Origin of the sequence: Curtobacterium sp. NPDC089689, from assembly GCF_044749145.1 — a bacterium.
Classification (GTDB): domain Bacteria; phylum Actinomycetota; class Actinomycetes; order Actinomycetales; family Microbacteriaceae; genus Curtobacterium.
On record NZ_JBIVHJ010000001.1, the window covers coordinates 313,262 to 329,117 of the forward strand.

A 15,856-nucleotide genomic window follows, 5' to 3' on the forward strand; every position below is an offset into this window, starting at 1 on the left:
CCGTCCGGACGGACGGCCGCACCCCTGAGGTCCCAGTACATGCTTGCTTTCCTCGCGAAGCGGATCGTCAACTACGTGATCCTGACGATCGTCGCGACGACCCTCGGCTACCTCCTCGCCAGCTCCACGCTCAACCCCGCAGCACGCTTCCTGGGTCGGAACCCCGCGGTTCCCCAGGGCACGATCGACGCCTCGCTCCAGAAGCTCGGCGCCGACCCGAACGTGCCGCTCCTGGTGCGCACGTGGAACTGGTGGGTGAACCTCGTCACGCACGGCTCGCTGGGCATCAGCTCACGCGGCACCGAGGTCACGGCCGACATCATCGCCCGCTCGGGAACCAGCCTCCGGCTGCTCGTGATCGGCACCCTGCTCGGCGCGATCCTCGGCGTCCTGCTCGGCGTCTGGAACGCGGTCCGGCAGTACAAGGCCTCCGACCAGGTCTCGACGTACCTGTCGTTCGCGGTGCTGGCGACCCCGCCGTTCGTCATCGCGGTCGTCCTGATGATCCTCGCGACGACGCTCAACAACTCCGTCGGGTCGCAGGTCATCAGCTTCACGGGTGAGTACACCCCGGGGGTGACCGGGTTCTTCCCGGTCCTCGGCGACCGGCTCGTCCACCTGTTGTTGCCGACGATCTCACTGACGGTGGGCGCGGTGGCGTCGTACTCCCGGTACCAGCGCTCGGCCATGCTCGACGTGCTCTCGAACGACTTCATCCGGACGGCCCGGTCGAAGGGCCGGACGCGCGGCTCGGCGATCATGCGGCACGGCGTGCGCGTGGCGCTCATCCCGATGTCGACCTTCTTCGCCTACTCGTTCGGCCTCATCCTGACCGGCGCGAGCATCACCGAGCTGGTCTTCAGCTGGCACGGCATGGGTGAGTACTTCGTCCAGAGCATCAGCAACAACGACATCAACGCGGCATCGGGCACGATCCTTTTCACGGCGATCCTCGTGCTCATCGCAGGCACCCTCGCGGACCTGCTCTACGCCGCGCTCGACCCGCGAGTGAGGGTGTGACCCGTGTCCGTACTCGACCCCACGACCACGACCACCGCCGGTGACCCCGGTGACGGCAAGGCCGGAGAACCGCCACACGTCGTCGAGGTGAAGGGTGGCCGCACGCCGCTGTGGCGCAAGGTGTTCGGCACCTGGCGCGCCCGCATCGGTGGTGGCGCCCTCCTGCTCATCATCCTCTGGGCCTTCGTCGGTCCGTACCTCTACCACTGGAACTCGGTGGACTCGGACGGTCTGGCCTTCGGCATGCCGCCGAGCGCTTCCCACTGGTTCGGCACGAACGACATCGGCCAGGACATCTACGCCCAGACGCTCGTCGGTCTGCAGAAGTCGCTCCTCATCGGCCTCATCGCGGGTCCGGCAGCGACCCTCATCGCGGGGATCGTCGGCGCCGTCGCGGGCTACTTCGGCGGCTTCGTCGACCGCGCCCTGGTGTGGGGCATCGACCTGCTGCTCGTCATCCCGTCGTTCTACGCGCTCGTGCTCCTGAGCCCGCTGTTCAAGAACCTCAGCTGGTTGGCGCTCATCATCGGTCTGGCGATCTTCGGCTGGATGATCATGGCGCGCGTGATCCGCGGTCAGACGATGTCGCTGCGCGAGCGCGACTACGTCAAGGCCGCACGGTTCATGGGCGTGCCCTCGTTCACGATCATCCGTCGGCACATCCTGCCGAACGTCGCGTCGCTGCTGATCATCGACGCCACGCTCGGCGTCGGCGCGATGATCCTGTCGGAGAGCGCCCTGAGCTTCTTCGGCTTCGGCATCCAGGTCCCGGACGTGTCCCTCGGCACGCTGCTCGCCGCCGGCAGCCAGTCCGCGGTCACCCGTCCGTGGCTGTTCGTCCTGCCGGCCGCGACGCTCGTCGCCACCGTCCTCTCCACCAGCCTGCTCGGCGACGCCCTGCGCGACGCCATCGACCCCACCTCTGGAGCCAACCGTGACTGAGCCGCTGCTCACCGTCTCCGACCTCTCCGTCACGTTCAACCCGTCGACCAAGCCCGTCTACGCCGTCCGCGGCGTCGACTACACGGTGAACCAGGGCGAGTTCCTCGGGATCGTCGGCGAGTCCGGTTCGGGCAAGTCGGTGTCCTCGATGGCCGTGATGGGTCTGCTCCCGTCGTCGGCGAAGGTCGAGGGGAGCATCAGGTTCGACGGCCGTGAGCTCCTCGGACTGAACGACCGCGAGCTGTCCAAGCTCCGCGGCGGCGACATCGCGATGGTGTTCCAGGACCCCTTGTCCGCCCTGACGCCGGTGTACACGATCGGCCAGCAGATCATCGAGGGGCTCCGGCTCCACGACCGAGCGCTGACCCCGCACGCCGCCCGGACCCGCGCCGAGGAGCTCCTCCGCGCCGTCGGCATCCCGAACCCGGCACGACGGCTCGACGCCTTCCCGCACGAGTTCTCCGGCGGCATGCGCCAGCGCGCGATGATCGCGATCGCGATCGCCAACGACCCGAAGCTGATCATCGCGGACGAGCCGACCACTGCCCTCGACGTGACGATCCAGGCACAGATCCTCGACGTCCTGCAGACCGCGAAGGACATGACCGGCGCCGCCGTCGTCCTCATCACCCACGACCTCGGGGTCGTCGCGGGCAACGCGGACCGGGTCGCCGTGATGTACGCCGGTCGGATCGTGGAGACCGCCCCGGTCGAGCCGCTGTTCCGCGAGCCGGTCATGCCGTACACGATCGGACTGCTCCGCTCGATGCCGAACATGACCTCGTCGCGGTCGGAACGGCTCGTGCCGCTCGAGGGCCGCCCGCCGCTGCTCACGCAGAAGCCGACCGGCTGCCCGTTCGCCGACCGCTGCCCGGCCGTGCTCGACGCCTGCCGCGAGGGCGAGCCGGCACTGCTCGCGCCCACGGTGGCGCCGAGCGCCGACAACCCCGTCCTGACCGGGACGACGCCGACCATCACGAACGGCGCGTTCGACGACGAGCACACCGCCGCCTGCATCCGGCGCGACGAGATCGCCGCCGGCACGCTCGCGCGCTCCGAGATCTTCCCCCGCCCCGAGGACATCCCCGAGGCATCGATCGACCACGGCGACGACGTGGTGCTCCAGCTCGACGACGTCGTGAAGACCTTCCCCCTGACCAAGGGCGCGCTCTTCCGCCGCCGCATCGGCGAGGTGCACGCGGTCGACGGGATCTCCCTGACCCTGAAGCGCGGGCAGGTCCTGGGCCTGGTCGGCGAGTCCGGCTGCGGCAAGACGACGACGATCATGGAGATCCTCGAGCTCGCCGGCGCGCAGCAGGGAACGATCAAGGTGAACGGCGTCGACACGAGCGCGCTGACGAAGCAGGACCGCAGGGCACTGCGGAGCGACATCCAGGTCGTCTTCCAGGACCCGATGGCCTCGATCGACCCGCGCCTCGACATCGGCTCCGTCATCGGCGAGCCCCTGACGGTGCACGGCGTCCCGAAGGACGAGATCCGTCGCCGGGTCCGCGAGTCACTCGAACTCGTCGGGCTCGAGCCGAGCTACATCGACCGGTACCCGCACGAGTTCTCCGGTGGCCAGCGGCAGCGGATCGGCATCGCCCGCGCGCTCATCGTCGAACCGAAGATCCTGGTGCTCGACGAGCCGGTATCCGCGCTCGACGTGTCCGTGCAGGCCGGCGTGATCAACCTGCTCGAGGACCTCAAGCACCGCCTCGGCCTCTCGTACCTCTTCGTGGCGCACGACCTCTCGGTGGTGCGGCACATCGCGGACGACGTCGCGGTGATGTACCTCGGTCGGATCGTCGAGTACGGCGAGGGCGACCTCGTGTTCGACGACCCGCAGCACCCGTACACGCGCGCCCTGCTGTCGGCCGTGCCGGTGCCGGACCCCTCGGCCGAGGCGGCACGCGGCCGGATCCTGCTCGACGGCGACCTCCCTTCCCCCACGGAGAAGATCGAGGGCTGCCGCTTCCGGACCCGCTGCCCGCTGTACCAGCTCCTCGACGAGGGCCGACAGCAGCAGTGCCGCTCCGTGGACCCGCGGCTGCAGGACGTGCACGGCCGCGGGGTCGCGTGCGTCCAGACCGACCAGAACCACCTGCTCACGGAGCGCGCGGAGGCGGCCGCGTAGACGACCTGGTCGCCACCACAAGACGGACGGGAGCGCGCCCCGCTCAGCGGCGACGCGAAGCGTTGCGCGGGGCGCGCCGACCGAGCCTGCGAGGGAGGAGTGCCGGCTGGCACCGCGCCTCCAGTCCGTCTCGTGGATGCGACGCGGACGCGACGTCGGACTGCTTGCCGGGTGCGTCGGAAGCGACGTCAGACGATGACGGCGACCACGCAGAGGACGACCACCACGACTCCCGAGGCGAGTGCCGGGACGTCCCAGCCACGCGTCACCGGGCCGTCCGGGGAGCCCTCGCGTCGCTCGGACCAGCGGTCGCGCAGCACCACGAACTCGTCCGGCTGCCGCAGGACCCGCGGTTCGCCGCGGCGGGCGGGTTTCGGGCGCGGCAGCGAGGGCCCGCCCCAGCACGTGAGCCGCCGGCCACCGACGAGGTCGAGCACGATCTGGAAGCGCATCCGCACGTCCTCGACCGCACCCCACGGCACCTCGGTGCGTCGGAGCGGGTTGACGACGGTGACCGTGTCGGCGTCGATGCGGATGTGCGGGCGGAACGTGAGGACCCAGAGCACCCAGACGAGCGCGCCCAGCGGTCCCACCGAGCGGAGCACGACGTCCCAGCTGCCCCGGACCGCGGCGTCGCCGAGCAGGAAGAGCGCCAGGACGGCGACGAGGCCGGACGCCACCGCCCCGCCGCGCCCAGCGCGGAGGACGATCGGGCGTCCGGCCTCGTTCGTGCCCAGGGGGATCAGCGTCCGAACTCGAACCCGGCGCCGGGGATGGCGGCGAGCAGGTCCTGGGTGTACTGCTCCCGCGGGTCGGCGAAGACCTCGTCGGTCGTCGCCTTCTCGACGATCTGACCCTTCCGCATGACGCACACGTTGTCCGCGACGAGGCGGACGACCGCGAGGTCGTGCGTGATGAAGAGGTACGTCAGACCGAGCTCGGACTGCAGCTCGGTGAGCAGGTCGAGGATCTGGCCCTGCACGAGGACGTCGAGTGCCGAGACCGCCTCGTCGAGGACGATGACCTCGGGCTTGAGCGCCAGCGCACGCGCGACGGCGATGCGCTGCCGCTGGCCGCCGGACAGCTCGTTCGGGTACCGGTTCACCATCGACTTCGGCAGCGCGACCTGGTCGAGCAGCTCGAGCACACGGGCGCGGCGCGACGCCTTGTCGCCGACCTTGTGGGTCTGCAGCGGCTCCGCGATCGTGTTGCCGACGTTGTACATCGGGTCGAGCGACCCGTACGGGTCCTGGAACACCGGCTGCACGCGACGACGGAAGTCGAAGAGCTCCTTGCCCTTCAACGCACCCACGTCGATGCCGTCGAACTGCACCGAACCGCTCGTGATCGACTCGAGCTGGAGCACGAGCTTCGCAACGGTCGACTTGCCCGAGCCGGACTCGCCCACGAGCGCCGTGGTGGTGCCCTTCGGGATCGAGAACGACACGTCGTCCACGGCCTTCAGCTCGCGCGACGCGAGACCCTTGCCGCGGAGCTTGTAGACCTTCTCGAGGTTCTGCACCACGATGAGGTCCTTCGTGGGCGTCTGCTCGCGCTCCTGGGCGCGGGCGAGCAGCTCGGCGTCGTCGCTGCCGGTGTCCGCGATGTCGACCCGCTCGTGCTGCACCTTCGACTGGATGCGACGACTCGCGAGCGAGGGCGCCGCGGCGACGAGGCGCTGCGTGTACGGGTGCTGCGGGTTCGCCAGGATCTCCTTCGACGGCCCGGCCTCGACGACCTGGCCCTTGTACATCACGACGAGCTTCTCGGCGCGCTCGGCGGCGAGGCCGAGGTCGTGCGTGATGAACAGGACGGAGGTGCCGAAGTCGCGGGTCAGGGTCTCGAGGTGGTCGAGGATGACCCGCTGCACGGTCACATCGAGCGCGCTCGTCGGCTCGTCGGCGATGAGCAGCTTGGGGCGGCTCGACAGGCCGATGCCGATGAGCACGCGCTGCCGCATGCCGCCGGAGAACTCGTGCGGGTACTGCTTGAGGCGGTTCGCGGCGTCGCCGAGGCCGGCCTCCTTGAGTACCTCGATCGCCCGCTCGCGCACGGCCTTGCGTCCGGTCGCCATGCCGTTCGCACGGATGGCCTCCTCCACCTGGAACCCGATGGTCCAGAGCGGGTTGAGGTTCGACATCGGGTCCTGCGGGACGTAGCCGATGTCCCGGCCGCGGATCTCCGCCATCTCCTTGTCGCTCAACCCGACGAGCTCGCGCCCGTTGAACTTGATCGACCCGCCGGTCACCTGGCCGGTGCCGGGCAGGAGCTTGATGATGGCCTGGGCGCTCGTCGACTTGCCCGAGCCGGACTCGCCGACGATCGCCAGCCGCTCGCCCTGCTCGAGGGTGAACGTGGTGTTGCGGACGGCCTCGACGAAGCCGTTCTGCGTCCGGAAGCCGACCTGGAGGTCACGGATCTCGAGCAGCGGTGCGCCCGTGGAGTCCGCGCTGCGGGCGCCGGGCTGGGTCAGGGTCTCGCTCATCGGCGCGCCCTCGCCTTCGGGTCGAGCGCGTCGCGGACCACGTCACCGAGGAGGAGGAACGCGAGCACGGTGATGGACAGGGCGGCGGACGGCCAGAAGATGATCGACGGGTTGGTCCGCAGCCCGGGACGGGCGGCGTTGATGTCGTAGCCCCAGCTGAGCGCCGACGGCGGGAGACCGATGCCGAGGAACGTCAGTGTCGACTCCGCCACGATGAACGTGCCGAGCGAGACGGTCGCGACGACGATCACCGGGGTGATGGCGTTCGGGACGATGTGCCGGACGAGCGTGCGGAACCGGCTGACGCCGAGCGCTGCCGACGCGGTCACGTAGTCCGCGTTCCGAGCGCTCAGCACCGCGCCGCGCATGATGCGGGCGATCTGTGGCCAGGCGAAGATCGCGAGGATGAACGCGACCGAGATGGCGTTGCGTGCCGGGAGCACCGACATGATCACGATCGCGCCGAGGACGGTCGGGATCGAGAAGAAGATGTCGCCGATGCGGGAGACGACCGCGTCGAGCCATCCGCCGTAGAACCCGGCGAGGGCGCCGATGATGACACCGATGAGGACGACGAGCACGGTCGCGACGATGCCGACGATGAGCGAGTTCTGCGTGCCGTAGATGACGCGCGAGTAGACGTCGCAGCCCTGGCGGGTGAAGCCGAGGATGTGTCCCGCCCGCGGACCGGCGGCGGCGTTGTCGAGCGTGCAGGACCGCGGGTCGACGTGCGCGAACAGGCCGGGCGCGATCGCGACGAGCGCGATGATGACGATGAGGACGCCGGACACCCAGAACGTCGGGCGACGCCGCATGGCCTGCCAGGCGTCGGTCCAGACGGAACGGGTCTTCTCGTCCTCGTTGACCTGGTCGACGGCCTGGAGCGGCGTCTCCTCGAGCGGTGCGACGTAGTGCGTCGTGGCGTTACTTGGCATAGCGGATCCTCGGGTCCAGGACGGCGTAGAGCAGGTCGACCAGGAGGTTGGCGAGCATGAAGATGATGACCATCACGGCGACGAACGAGACGACCGTCGGCCCCTGGCTCAACGACACGGCCCGGAAGACCGTCCCGCCGACGCCGTTGATGTTGAAGATGCCCTCGGTGACGATCGCACCCACCATCAGGTTGCCGATGTCGACGCCGAGGTAGGTCACGACCGGGATGAGCGAGTTCCGGAAGATGTGCACCGTCACGACGCGGCGCCGCGGGAGGCCCTTGGCCGTCGCGGTGCGCACGAAGTCCGCGGTCGAGTTCTCCGCGACGCTCGCACGGGTCAGACGCACGATGTACGCGAACGACACGGACGCCAGCACGATCGCGGGCAGGATGAGCTCCGACCACGGTGCCTCGCTGCTCACCGTGGCCCGGAACAGCGCGAGCTTGATGCCGAACACGTACTGCAGGACGAAGCCGATGACGAACGTCGGGACCGAGATGAGCAGCAGGCTCACCACGAGTGCGGTCGCGTCGAAGAGCTTGCCCTTGCGGAGACCGGCGACGACACCGACGACGACACCGGCGACGGCCTCGAAGACGAGCGACAGGATCGCGAGGCGGGCGGTGATCGGGAACGCCTGGGCGAGCTGGCTGCTCACGGAGACACCGCTGTACGTCTGACCGAGGTCGCCCCGGAAGAGACCGCCGATCCAGAGCAGGTACTGGATGATGAACGGCTTGTCCAGGTTGTACTGGGCGCGGATCTGGTCGATGACCGCGGCGGACGGCTGGTGGTCTCCGTAGAGCGCGCGGATCGGGTCTCCGGGCAGGGAGAACACCATGAAGTAGATGAGGAACGTCGCCCCGAAGAACACGGGGATCAGTTGCAGGAGGCGTTTGCCGAGGTACCAGAGCATCAGATCATCGCCCGGTTCGGTGCTGGCATGTCGATCATTGTCTTTTCGTGGGGGTTGTCGGACCGGTGGGTCCTGCTTTTCACGAGCCTCGTCGCAGTCCCCGACCGCGAGGAGCACTCGTCGCGCTGGTGCGCTGGTGCGGGCGCCGTGCTGCTGCGCCCGCGGAGACGGGGGCTCGAGAGCGTGTGAACGCCTCGAGCCCCCGCTCGTGAAGAGTCCGGTGGACTACTTCTTGGTCACCGCGTAGATGGCCGGCACGGTGTTCCAGCCGAACTGGACGTTCGAGACGGTGTCGGACCAGACGCCGACCTCGTTCGCGTACCAGAGCGGGATGGTCGGGAGGTCCTGGAGCAGGATCTCCTGCGACTTGGCGAAGCCCTCGTCAGCGGACTTCTCGTCGGTCTGCGCCTGCGCGGCGGACAGGGACTTGTCGAACTCCGAGGACGTGTAGCGGGCGTAGTTGTTGCCGGCGCCGGTCTCGTAGTTGGGCTGCAGGAAGTTGTACAGCGACGGGTAGTCGGCCTGCCAACCGGTGCGCGAGCCGCCGGTGAGCTTGTTGTCCGTCTGCGCCGCCAGGGACTCCTGGAAGGTCGCGTACGCCTTGCCCTCGGCCTTGATGCCGAGCGAGTTCGAGATGCTGTTGGCGACCGCGGTCACCCAGTCCTCGTGCCCACCGTCGGCGTTGTAGCTGAGCGTGAAGGTGTCGCTCGACTTCCACGGCGAGATCTTGTCGGCCTCGGCCCACTTCTTCTTCGCGTCCGACGGGTTGTACTTCGTGACGTCGTCGCCCGTGAGCGAGTCGTCGTAACCCGGGATCGTCGGCGAGGTGAAGTCCGTCGCGGGCTTGCGGGTGCCGTCGAAGATCTTCTTGGTGATCTCGTCGCGGTTGATCGCCTCGGACAGCGCCGCACGACGGAGCTTGCCTTCCTCGCCCTTCCAGTGGTCGAGGTAGTAGGGCACGTAGAAGCCCTGGAAGATCGCCGCGGCCTGGTTGACGTTCCGGTCGGGGAAGTCCGACTTGTACGTCTTGAAGTTCGCCGCCGGGACGGTGTCGAGGATGTCGAGGTTGCCGGCCTGCGCGTCGGAGTACGCGGTGTCGAGGCTCGTGTAGAACACGAACTCGACGCCGTCGTTCTTCGCCTTGCGGTAGCCGTCGTAGTCCTTGTTCACCGCCAGGTCGATCTTCTGGTTGTGCTTCCAGGCGTCCTTGCTGGCGAACTTGTACGGACCGTTGCCGATCGGGTTCTCACCGAAGGCCTTGGTGTCCTTGTAGAACTCCGAGGGCAGCGGCACGAAGGCCGAGTAGCCGAGGCGCGCGGGCCAGTCGGCGTCCGGGCCGGTCAGCGTGACGGAGAACTCCGTGTCGCTCTTGACCTTGAGGCCGGTGAGCTCGGAGTCCTTCTTCTCGTCGAAGCCCTCGATGTTGTTGAAGAAGTCACGCGCGCCCTGGGCGTTGCTGAGCTGCGACGCCCAGTTCCACGCCTTGGTGAACGACTCGGAGGTGATCTTCTCGCCGTTGGAGAACTCCTGGCCCGACTTGAGCACGATGTCGTACGTCTTGGAGTCGGTCGACTCGACGCTCTTGGCGAGGTCGTTGACGACGGTGCCGTCCGGCTTGTAGGTCTTCAGGCCGGCGAACATCGCGTCGATGATCTTGCCGCCACCGGTCTCGGTGGTGTTCGACGGGATGAGGGGGTTCTGCGGTTCGGACCCGTTGGCGGTGACGTACTTGGTGGCGTCGTTGCCGGAGCTCCCGGAGCCAGAGCAGCCGGTCAGGGCGATTGCTGTGGCCCCGAGCACGGCGAGAGCTGCAAGCCCAGCGCGCTTCTTGATCAAGATTCCTCCTGGTGCATGGGACGCGCCGGGCACACGAGTGCTCCCGGAACGTTTGACCTCTGCACTGTATGCAGTGTCAGGAGCCGTCTCCAAGTCCAGGGGACATCGGTTACAAATCGGAAACCAACTTGCAGGATCGTTGCGAGAGGATGCAAGTTTCGGGCGCTGCTGCGCAACGTTCGCCGATTTGTTGCACGTGCAACGATCCTCTTGCACCGGCGTGCAGGTTGTGCAAGCCGATCGTCGTTGGAGCGCGCCCACAGCATCGGGACTGCGGCGGCCCGGAACGGCAGCGGGGCGGTCCGTGGCCATCGTGCCACGGACCGCCCCGCGTGTCCGTCCGGTCGCCACCGTCAGCGGGTCGACCGGGTCCGCCCTGTCGCGGCTACGCGAACGCCTCCACCGGCGGGCAGGCGCACACCAGGTTGCGGTCGCCGTACGCCTGGTCGATGCGGCGCACCGGCGGCCAGTACTTCCGGGTGCTGATGCCCGTCAGCGGGTACACGGCCTGCTCGCGGGTGTAGGCGTGCGTCCACTCCCCCGAGATCACCGACGAGGCGGTGTGCGGCGCGTGCACGAGCGGGTTGTCGTCCGCGCTCCACTCGCCCCGCTCGACGGCGGCGGCCTCGGCACGGATCGCGAGCATGGCGTCGACGAAGCGGTCGAGTTCCGCGAGGTCCTCGCTCTCGGTCGGCTCGACCATCAGGGTGCCGGCCACCGGGAACGACATCGTCGGCGCGTGGAACCCGTAGTCGACGAGACGCTTGGCCACGTCGTCCACGGTGATGCCCGTGCTGTCGCGGAGCGGCCGGAGGTCGAGGATGCACTCGTGCGCGACGAGCCCGTCCTGCCCCGTGTAGAGGACCGGGTAGGCGTCGCGGAGCCGTGCGGCGATGTAGTTCGCCCCGAGCACCGCGACCTCGGTCGCACGGGTGAGCCCCTCGAGCCCCATCATCCGGACGTACGTCCACGTGATCGGCAGGATGCTCGGGCTGCCGTACGGCGCGCTCGACACCGGGCCACCGGCGTGCGCGAGGCGTCCGTCGGCGTCCGCCGCGGTGGCGCCGGAGCGGCGGTCGGCCTGCTGCGCCATCGGGTGGCCGGGCAGGTACGGCGCGAGGTGCGCCTTCGCCGCGACGGGCCCGACGCCGGGGCCGCCGCCGCCGTGCGGGATGCAGAACGTCTTGTGGAGGTTCAGGTGCGAGACGTCGCCGCCGAAGTCGCCGAACCGGGCGTGCCCGAGCAGCGCGTTGAGGTTCGCGCCGTCGACGTACACCTGACCGCCCGCGTCGTGGACGGCGGCGGTGATGTCGGTGATGTCGTGCTCGTAGACGCCGTGCGTGGACGGGTACGTGATCATCAGCGCGGCGAGCTGGTCGCCGTGCTGTGCGGTCTTCGCCCGGAGGTCGTCGAGGTCGACGTTGCCGTCCTCGTCGCACGCCACGACGACGACCCGCATGCCCGCGAGGACCGCCGAGGCGGCGTTCGTGCCGTGTGCGCTGGACGGGATGAGGCAGACCGTGCGCTCGGTGTCGCCGTTCGCGAGGTGGTAGCCGCGGATCGCGAGGAGGCCCGCGAGCTCGCCCTGGCTGCCGGCGTTCGGCTGCAGTGACACGGTGTCGTACCCGGTGACCTCGGCGAGCCACGACTCGAGGTCGCCGATCATGTCGAGGTAGCCGGCGACGTCCTCGGCCGGCGCGAACGGGTGCACGTTCGCGAACTCCGGCCACGTCACCGCGGCCATCTCGGTCGCCGCGTTGAGCTTCATCGTGCAGCTGCCGAGCGGGATCATGCCACGGTCGAGCGCGTAGTCCTTGTCGGACAGGTGCTTGAGGTACCGCATCATCCGGGTCTCGCTGCGGTGCGCGCTGAAGACCGGGTGCGTGAGGTACTCGCTGCTGCGCAGCAGACCGGCCGGGAGGCCCGTGGCCGCGTCCCGCACGGCGGTCTCGGTCGCCGGGACGGTCTGGTCCACCGCGCCGAACACGCCGGCGAGCGCCGTCACGGCGTCGGGCGTCGTCGTCTCGTCCACCGACACCTGGAGGGTGTCGGCGTCGACGAGGTGCAGCAGGTAGTCCCGCTCACGCGCGGCGTCGACGAGGGCGGCGGCACGACCGGGTGCGCGGAGCGTCAGGGTGTCGAACCACGCGTCGTGCACGACGTCGAGCCCTGCCGCGCGTGCGGCTTCGGCGAGCGCAGACGTCGTGCGGGCGACCCGGTCGGCGATGAAGCGCAGGCCCTCGGGTCCGTGGTACACGGCGTACATCGACGCCATGACCGCGAGGAGCACCTGGGCGGTGCAGATGTTGCTCGTCGCCTTCTCGCGGCGGATGTGCTGCTCGCGGGTCTGCAGGCTGAGGCGGTAGGCCATCTGCCCGTCGGCGTCGAAGGAGACCCCGACGAGGCGGCCGGGCAGCTGACGCTCGAGACCGGCACGGACGGCGAGGTACCCGGCGTGCGGACCGCCGAAGCCGAGCGGGACGCCGAAGCGCTGGCTGGTCCCCACGGCGACGTCGGCGCCGAGGTCACCCGGGCTGGCGAGGAGCGTCATCGCGAGGAGGTCCGCGGCGACGACGGCGATGCCCCCGCCCGCGTGGACGCGCTCGATGGTGCGGCTCGGGTCGACGATGCGTCCGGAGGCGCCCGGGTACTGCAGGACGACGCCGAACGCACCGTCGAGCTGCTCGTCGGTCGGGCCGTCGGCGGCGTCGAACGCGCGGAGCGTGATGCCCACGGCGTCGGCGCGGTGGTCGAGGAGCGCGCGGGTCTGCGGCAGGAGGTCGGCGTCGACCAGGAACGCGTCGCCCTTGACCTTCGAGGCGCGGCGGGCGAGGAGCATGCCCTCGACGACGGCGGTGCCCTCGTCGAGCATGGACGCGCCGGCCGTGGCCATGCCGGTGAGGTCGGACACCATCGTCTGGAAGTTGATGAGTGCCTCGAGGCGACCCTGCGAGATCTCCGGCTGGTACGGCGTGTACGCCGTGTACCAGCTCGGGTTCTCCAGGACGTTCCGCTGGATCACCGCGGGGGTGTGGGTGCCGTGGTAGCCGAGGCCGATCATCGCGCGCCGGACGGTGTTGCGGCCCGCCTTCGCGCGGAGCTCAGCCAGCGCCTCGGTCTCGCCGACGGCCGCGGGGATGACGGACGCGGTGACCGGTGCGGCGTGGATCGACTCGGGGATGGCGGTGCGGACGAGGGCGTCCAGGGTCGGCTGGCCGACCACGTCGAGCATGACCTGCTGGTCGGCGTCCGTCGTGCCGATGTGGCGGTCGGCGAAGGACGTCTGGAGGTTCTGCGAGGCGGTGCGGTCCTGCTGTGCGCCGCTCATGCGAGGGAGGCCCGGTACGCGTCGTGGTCCATGAGGTCCTCGGGGAAGGAGGTCCCCTCCACCTTGATCTTGACGAGCCAGCCGGCACCGAAGGGGTCCTGGTTGACGGTGTCGGGGGCGTCGACGACGGCGTCGTTGACCTCGACGACCTCACCCTCGATCGGGGCGAAGAGCTCACCGACGCTCTTGGTCGACTCGATCTCCCCGATCTGCTCGCCCGCGGTGGTGGCGGTGCCGACGGCGGGGAGCTCGACGAAGACGACGTCACCGAGCTGGTCGGCGGCGTGGTCGGTGATGCCGACGGTGACGGTGTCACCCTCGACGAGCAGCCACTCGTGGTCGGCGGTGTACTGGAGTGCGGTCTGGTCGGTCACAGGTTCAGCCTCTCGGGGAACGGCGGTAGAAGGGGAACGGGGTCACGGTGCTGGGGATGGTCGTGCCACGGACGTCGATGTGCAGGACTCGGTCACCGGAGGACACCGCGTCGAGCGCAGCCGGGTCGACGAAGGCCATCGCGACCGGGTGGCCGAGGGTGGGCGAGAGTGCGCCGGAGGTGACGGTGCCGACGACCTCGCCGTCGAGCACCACGTCGTAGCCGGCACGCGGAGCACGGCGCCCCTCGGTGACGAGTCCGACGAGCACGCGGGCGCCCTCGGCCGGCGAGACGCCGGCGGCACCGACGAAGTCGCCCTCGGTCGCGACGACCCGGCCGAGTCCGGCCTGTGCGGGTCGGACGTCGGTGCCGAGCTCGTGCCCGTAGAGGGGCATGCCGGCCTCGAGTCGCAGGGTGTCACGGGCGGCGAGCCCGGCGGGGACGACGCCGCGGTCGGCGCCGGTCTCGAGCAGGGCGTCCCAGATCGTCGTCGCGACCGACGGGTCGGAGTAGATCTCGAACCCGTCCTCGCCCGTGTACCCGGTGCGGGCGACCAGCACCTCGGCGCCGTCGAACAGGGCGTGCAGCACGCGGTAGTAGCGGAGCTCGTCGAGGGGGGTCTCGGGCTGCAGTCGGTCGGCCACCACGAGGGCGTCGAGCGTGCCTGCGGCGGCGGGGCCCTGGATCGCGACGAGGGCGGTCGTGTCGGAGTCGTCGGAGACCCGGACGTCGAAGCCGTCGGCCCGGGAGGTCAGGGCGTCGACGGCGACGGACCGGTTCGCGGCGTTGGCGACCACGAGGAAGACGTGCTCCTCGGTGCGGTACACGACGAGGTCGTCGAGGATCCCGCCGTCCTCCCCGAGCAGCAGCGAGTACTTCGCCCGGCCCACGGTCATCGCGCCGAAGGACCCGGCGAGCGCGTGGTCGAGGAACGCGACGGCGTCGGGGCCGGTCACGCCGATCTCGGCCATGTGCGACAGGTCGAAGACCCCGGCGGCATTGCGGACCGCGTGGTGCTCGGCGAGGTCGGACGAGTAGCGGACGGGCATCCGGTACCCGGCGAAGTCGGTGAAGGTGGCGCCGGCGGCCTCGTGCGCGGCCTCGAGCGGTGATGAACGCATGGCGGAGTTCTCTCGTCCTCGACGACACCCGACGACCGTCGTCGGGTGGGAACTCCCCCTCTGTCATGGGCCTGAGAGTTTCACCGCGGCCCGTGAGGTCCGTCGGCTTTCACCGTGGGCGAGGAACCGGACCGACCGATGGGTCGGGAGCGCCTGCTTTTCAGAGTGGCCTGTCCGTCGCGGTGTTGGACCTGAGAGATTGGCGGGGACGTTGCTCCTTCGGTGCAGGACACCGGCGAACCGGGGTCCGGCGTCTCCCGCGACGGGTGATCGGCCGTGCTTCAGTTGTCGCCGTCGAGCATACCGCCGCCGTGTTTCCGGGAGGTGTCGCCGCCGGTTCGACATCTCGTAGAAGCTCCGTCGTAGGATCCTCGGGTGGCAGGACAGCGATCGCGCCCCCGCGGGCAGCTCGAACAGGCGGTGCTCGACGCCCTCTGGTCAGCACCCGCCGGCCTGAGCGCACGGCAGGTGCTCGACGTGTTCCCCGAGCCCCGGCCGGCGCTCACGACCGTCCTGACCGTGCTCGACCGCCTCGGACGCAAGGGCCAGGTCGAGCGCGAGCAGCACGACGACGCCCCGCTGACCTTCCGCGCGACGAACAGCCGGGAGGAACAGACGGCCTCCCTCATGTCGAACGCCCTCGCCGCCGCCACCGACCGCGAGGCCGCGCTCCTGCAGTTCACCGGCTCGCTCGCCTCGGACGACCTCGACGTCCTCCGCCGCGCCCTCGACGCCCGGTCCCGGGGCTGATCGGGAGCGT

12 protein-coding genes and 1 riboswitch are annotated in these 15,856 nt (G+C 69.7%); of the genes, 4 read left to right on the forward strand and 8 right to left on the reverse strand.

The genetic code is table 11. The annotated features are described in order from the left end of the window. The first annotated feature begins 39 nt into the window (after nucleotides 1–39). Genes ACIPYW_RS01445 through ACIPYW_RS01455 form a run of 3 tightly spaced genes read left to right on the forward strand, consistent with a single transcriptional unit; the run spans nucleotide 40 to nucleotide 4,099 of the window. The gene (locus tag ACIPYW_RS01445; RefSeq protein WP_400410136.1) at nucleotides 40–1,020 is read left to right on the forward strand and encodes an ABC transporter permease; all 981 of its coding nucleotides are present in this window, start codon (nucleotides 40–42) and stop codon (nucleotides 1,018–1,020) included. Between the two features lie 3 nt (nucleotides 1,021–1,023). Next, nucleotides 1,024–1,962, forward strand: a complete 939-nt coding sequence (locus tag ACIPYW_RS01450) for an ABC transporter permease (protein WP_400410138.1) — start codon at nucleotides 1,024–1,026, stop codon at nucleotides 1,960–1,962. Next, nucleotides 1,955–4,099 (forward strand): dipeptide ABC transporter ATP-binding protein, encoded by a 2,145-nt coding sequence (locus ACIPYW_RS01455; protein WP_400410141.1) that lies wholly within the window; start codon nucleotides 1,955–1,957, stop codon nucleotides 4,097–4,099. The genes ACIPYW_RS01450 and ACIPYW_RS01455 overlap by 8 nt, the downstream gene beginning before the upstream one ends. 188 nt (nucleotides 4,100–4,287) lie before the next feature. Here ACIPYW_RS01455 and ACIPYW_RS01460 read toward each other — a convergent pair whose 3' ends face one another. The 8 genes from ACIPYW_RS01460 to gcvT form a co-directional block, all read right to left on the reverse strand. Then, nucleotides 4,288–4,779, reverse strand: a complete 492-nt coding sequence (locus ACIPYW_RS01460) for a PH domain-containing protein (protein ID WP_400410144.1) — start codon at nucleotides 4,777–4,779, stop codon at nucleotides 4,288–4,290. 62 nt (nucleotides 4,780–4,841) lie between these two features. After that, nucleotides 4,842–6,584, reverse strand: coding sequence for a dipeptide ABC transporter ATP-binding protein (locus ACIPYW_RS01465; RefSeq protein ID WP_400410146.1), 1,743 nt, complete (start codon nucleotides 6,582–6,584; stop codon nucleotides 4,842–4,844). Next, nucleotides 6,581–7,519: an ABC transporter permease gene (locus tag ACIPYW_RS01470; RefSeq protein WP_400410148.1), complete on the reverse strand. Its 939-nt coding sequence runs from the start codon at nucleotides 7,517–7,519 to the stop codon at nucleotides 6,581–6,583. Before ACIPYW_RS01470 ends, ACIPYW_RS01465 begins: the two co-directional genes overlap by 4 nt. Next, the gene (locus ACIPYW_RS01475; protein ID WP_400410150.1) at nucleotides 7,509–8,438 is read right to left on the reverse strand and encodes an ABC transporter permease; all 930 of its coding nucleotides are present in this window, start codon (nucleotides 8,436–8,438) and stop codon (nucleotides 7,509–7,511) included. The genes ACIPYW_RS01470 and ACIPYW_RS01475 overlap by 11 nt, the downstream gene beginning before the upstream one ends. A 225-nt stretch (nucleotides 8,439–8,663) precedes the next feature. Next, on the reverse strand, nucleotides 8,664–10,274 hold the full coding sequence (locus ACIPYW_RS01480; protein WP_400410151.1) for an ABC transporter substrate-binding protein: 1,611 nt from the start codon (nucleotides 10,272–10,274) through the stop codon (nucleotides 8,664–8,666). 385 nt (nucleotides 10,275–10,659) lie between these two features. After that, nucleotides 10,660–13,602 (reverse strand): aminomethyl-transferring glycine dehydrogenase, encoded by a 2,943-nt coding sequence (gene gcvP / locus ACIPYW_RS01485; RefSeq protein ID WP_400410153.1) that lies wholly within the window; start codon nucleotides 13,600–13,602, stop codon nucleotides 10,660–10,662. Continuing rightward, nucleotides 13,599–13,976, reverse strand: coding sequence for a glycine cleavage system protein GcvH (gene gcvH / locus ACIPYW_RS01490; RefSeq protein WP_400410154.1), 378 nt, complete (start codon nucleotides 13,974–13,976; stop codon nucleotides 13,599–13,601). The genes gcvP and gcvH overlap by 4 nt, the downstream gene beginning before the upstream one ends. Before the next feature lie 4 nt (nucleotides 13,977–13,980). Further along, entirely contained in the window at nucleotides 13,981–15,096 is a 1,116-nt protein-coding gene (gene gcvT, locus ACIPYW_RS01495; RefSeq protein WP_400410156.1) for a glycine cleavage system aminomethyltransferase GcvT, read from the reverse strand. Nucleotides 15,097–15,266: 170 nt separating this feature from the next. Further along, nucleotides 15,267–15,366: riboswitch (glycine riboswitch) on the reverse strand. Nucleotides 15,367–15,471: 105 nt separating this feature from the next. Here gcvT and ACIPYW_RS01500 point away from each other — a divergent pair. After that, the gene (locus ACIPYW_RS01500; RefSeq protein WP_400410157.1) at nucleotides 15,472–15,846 is read left to right on the forward strand and encodes a BlaI/MecI/CopY family transcriptional regulator; all 375 of its coding nucleotides are present in this window, start codon (nucleotides 15,472–15,474) and stop codon (nucleotides 15,844–15,846) included. Nucleotides 15,847–15,856: the final 10 nt, after the last annotated feature.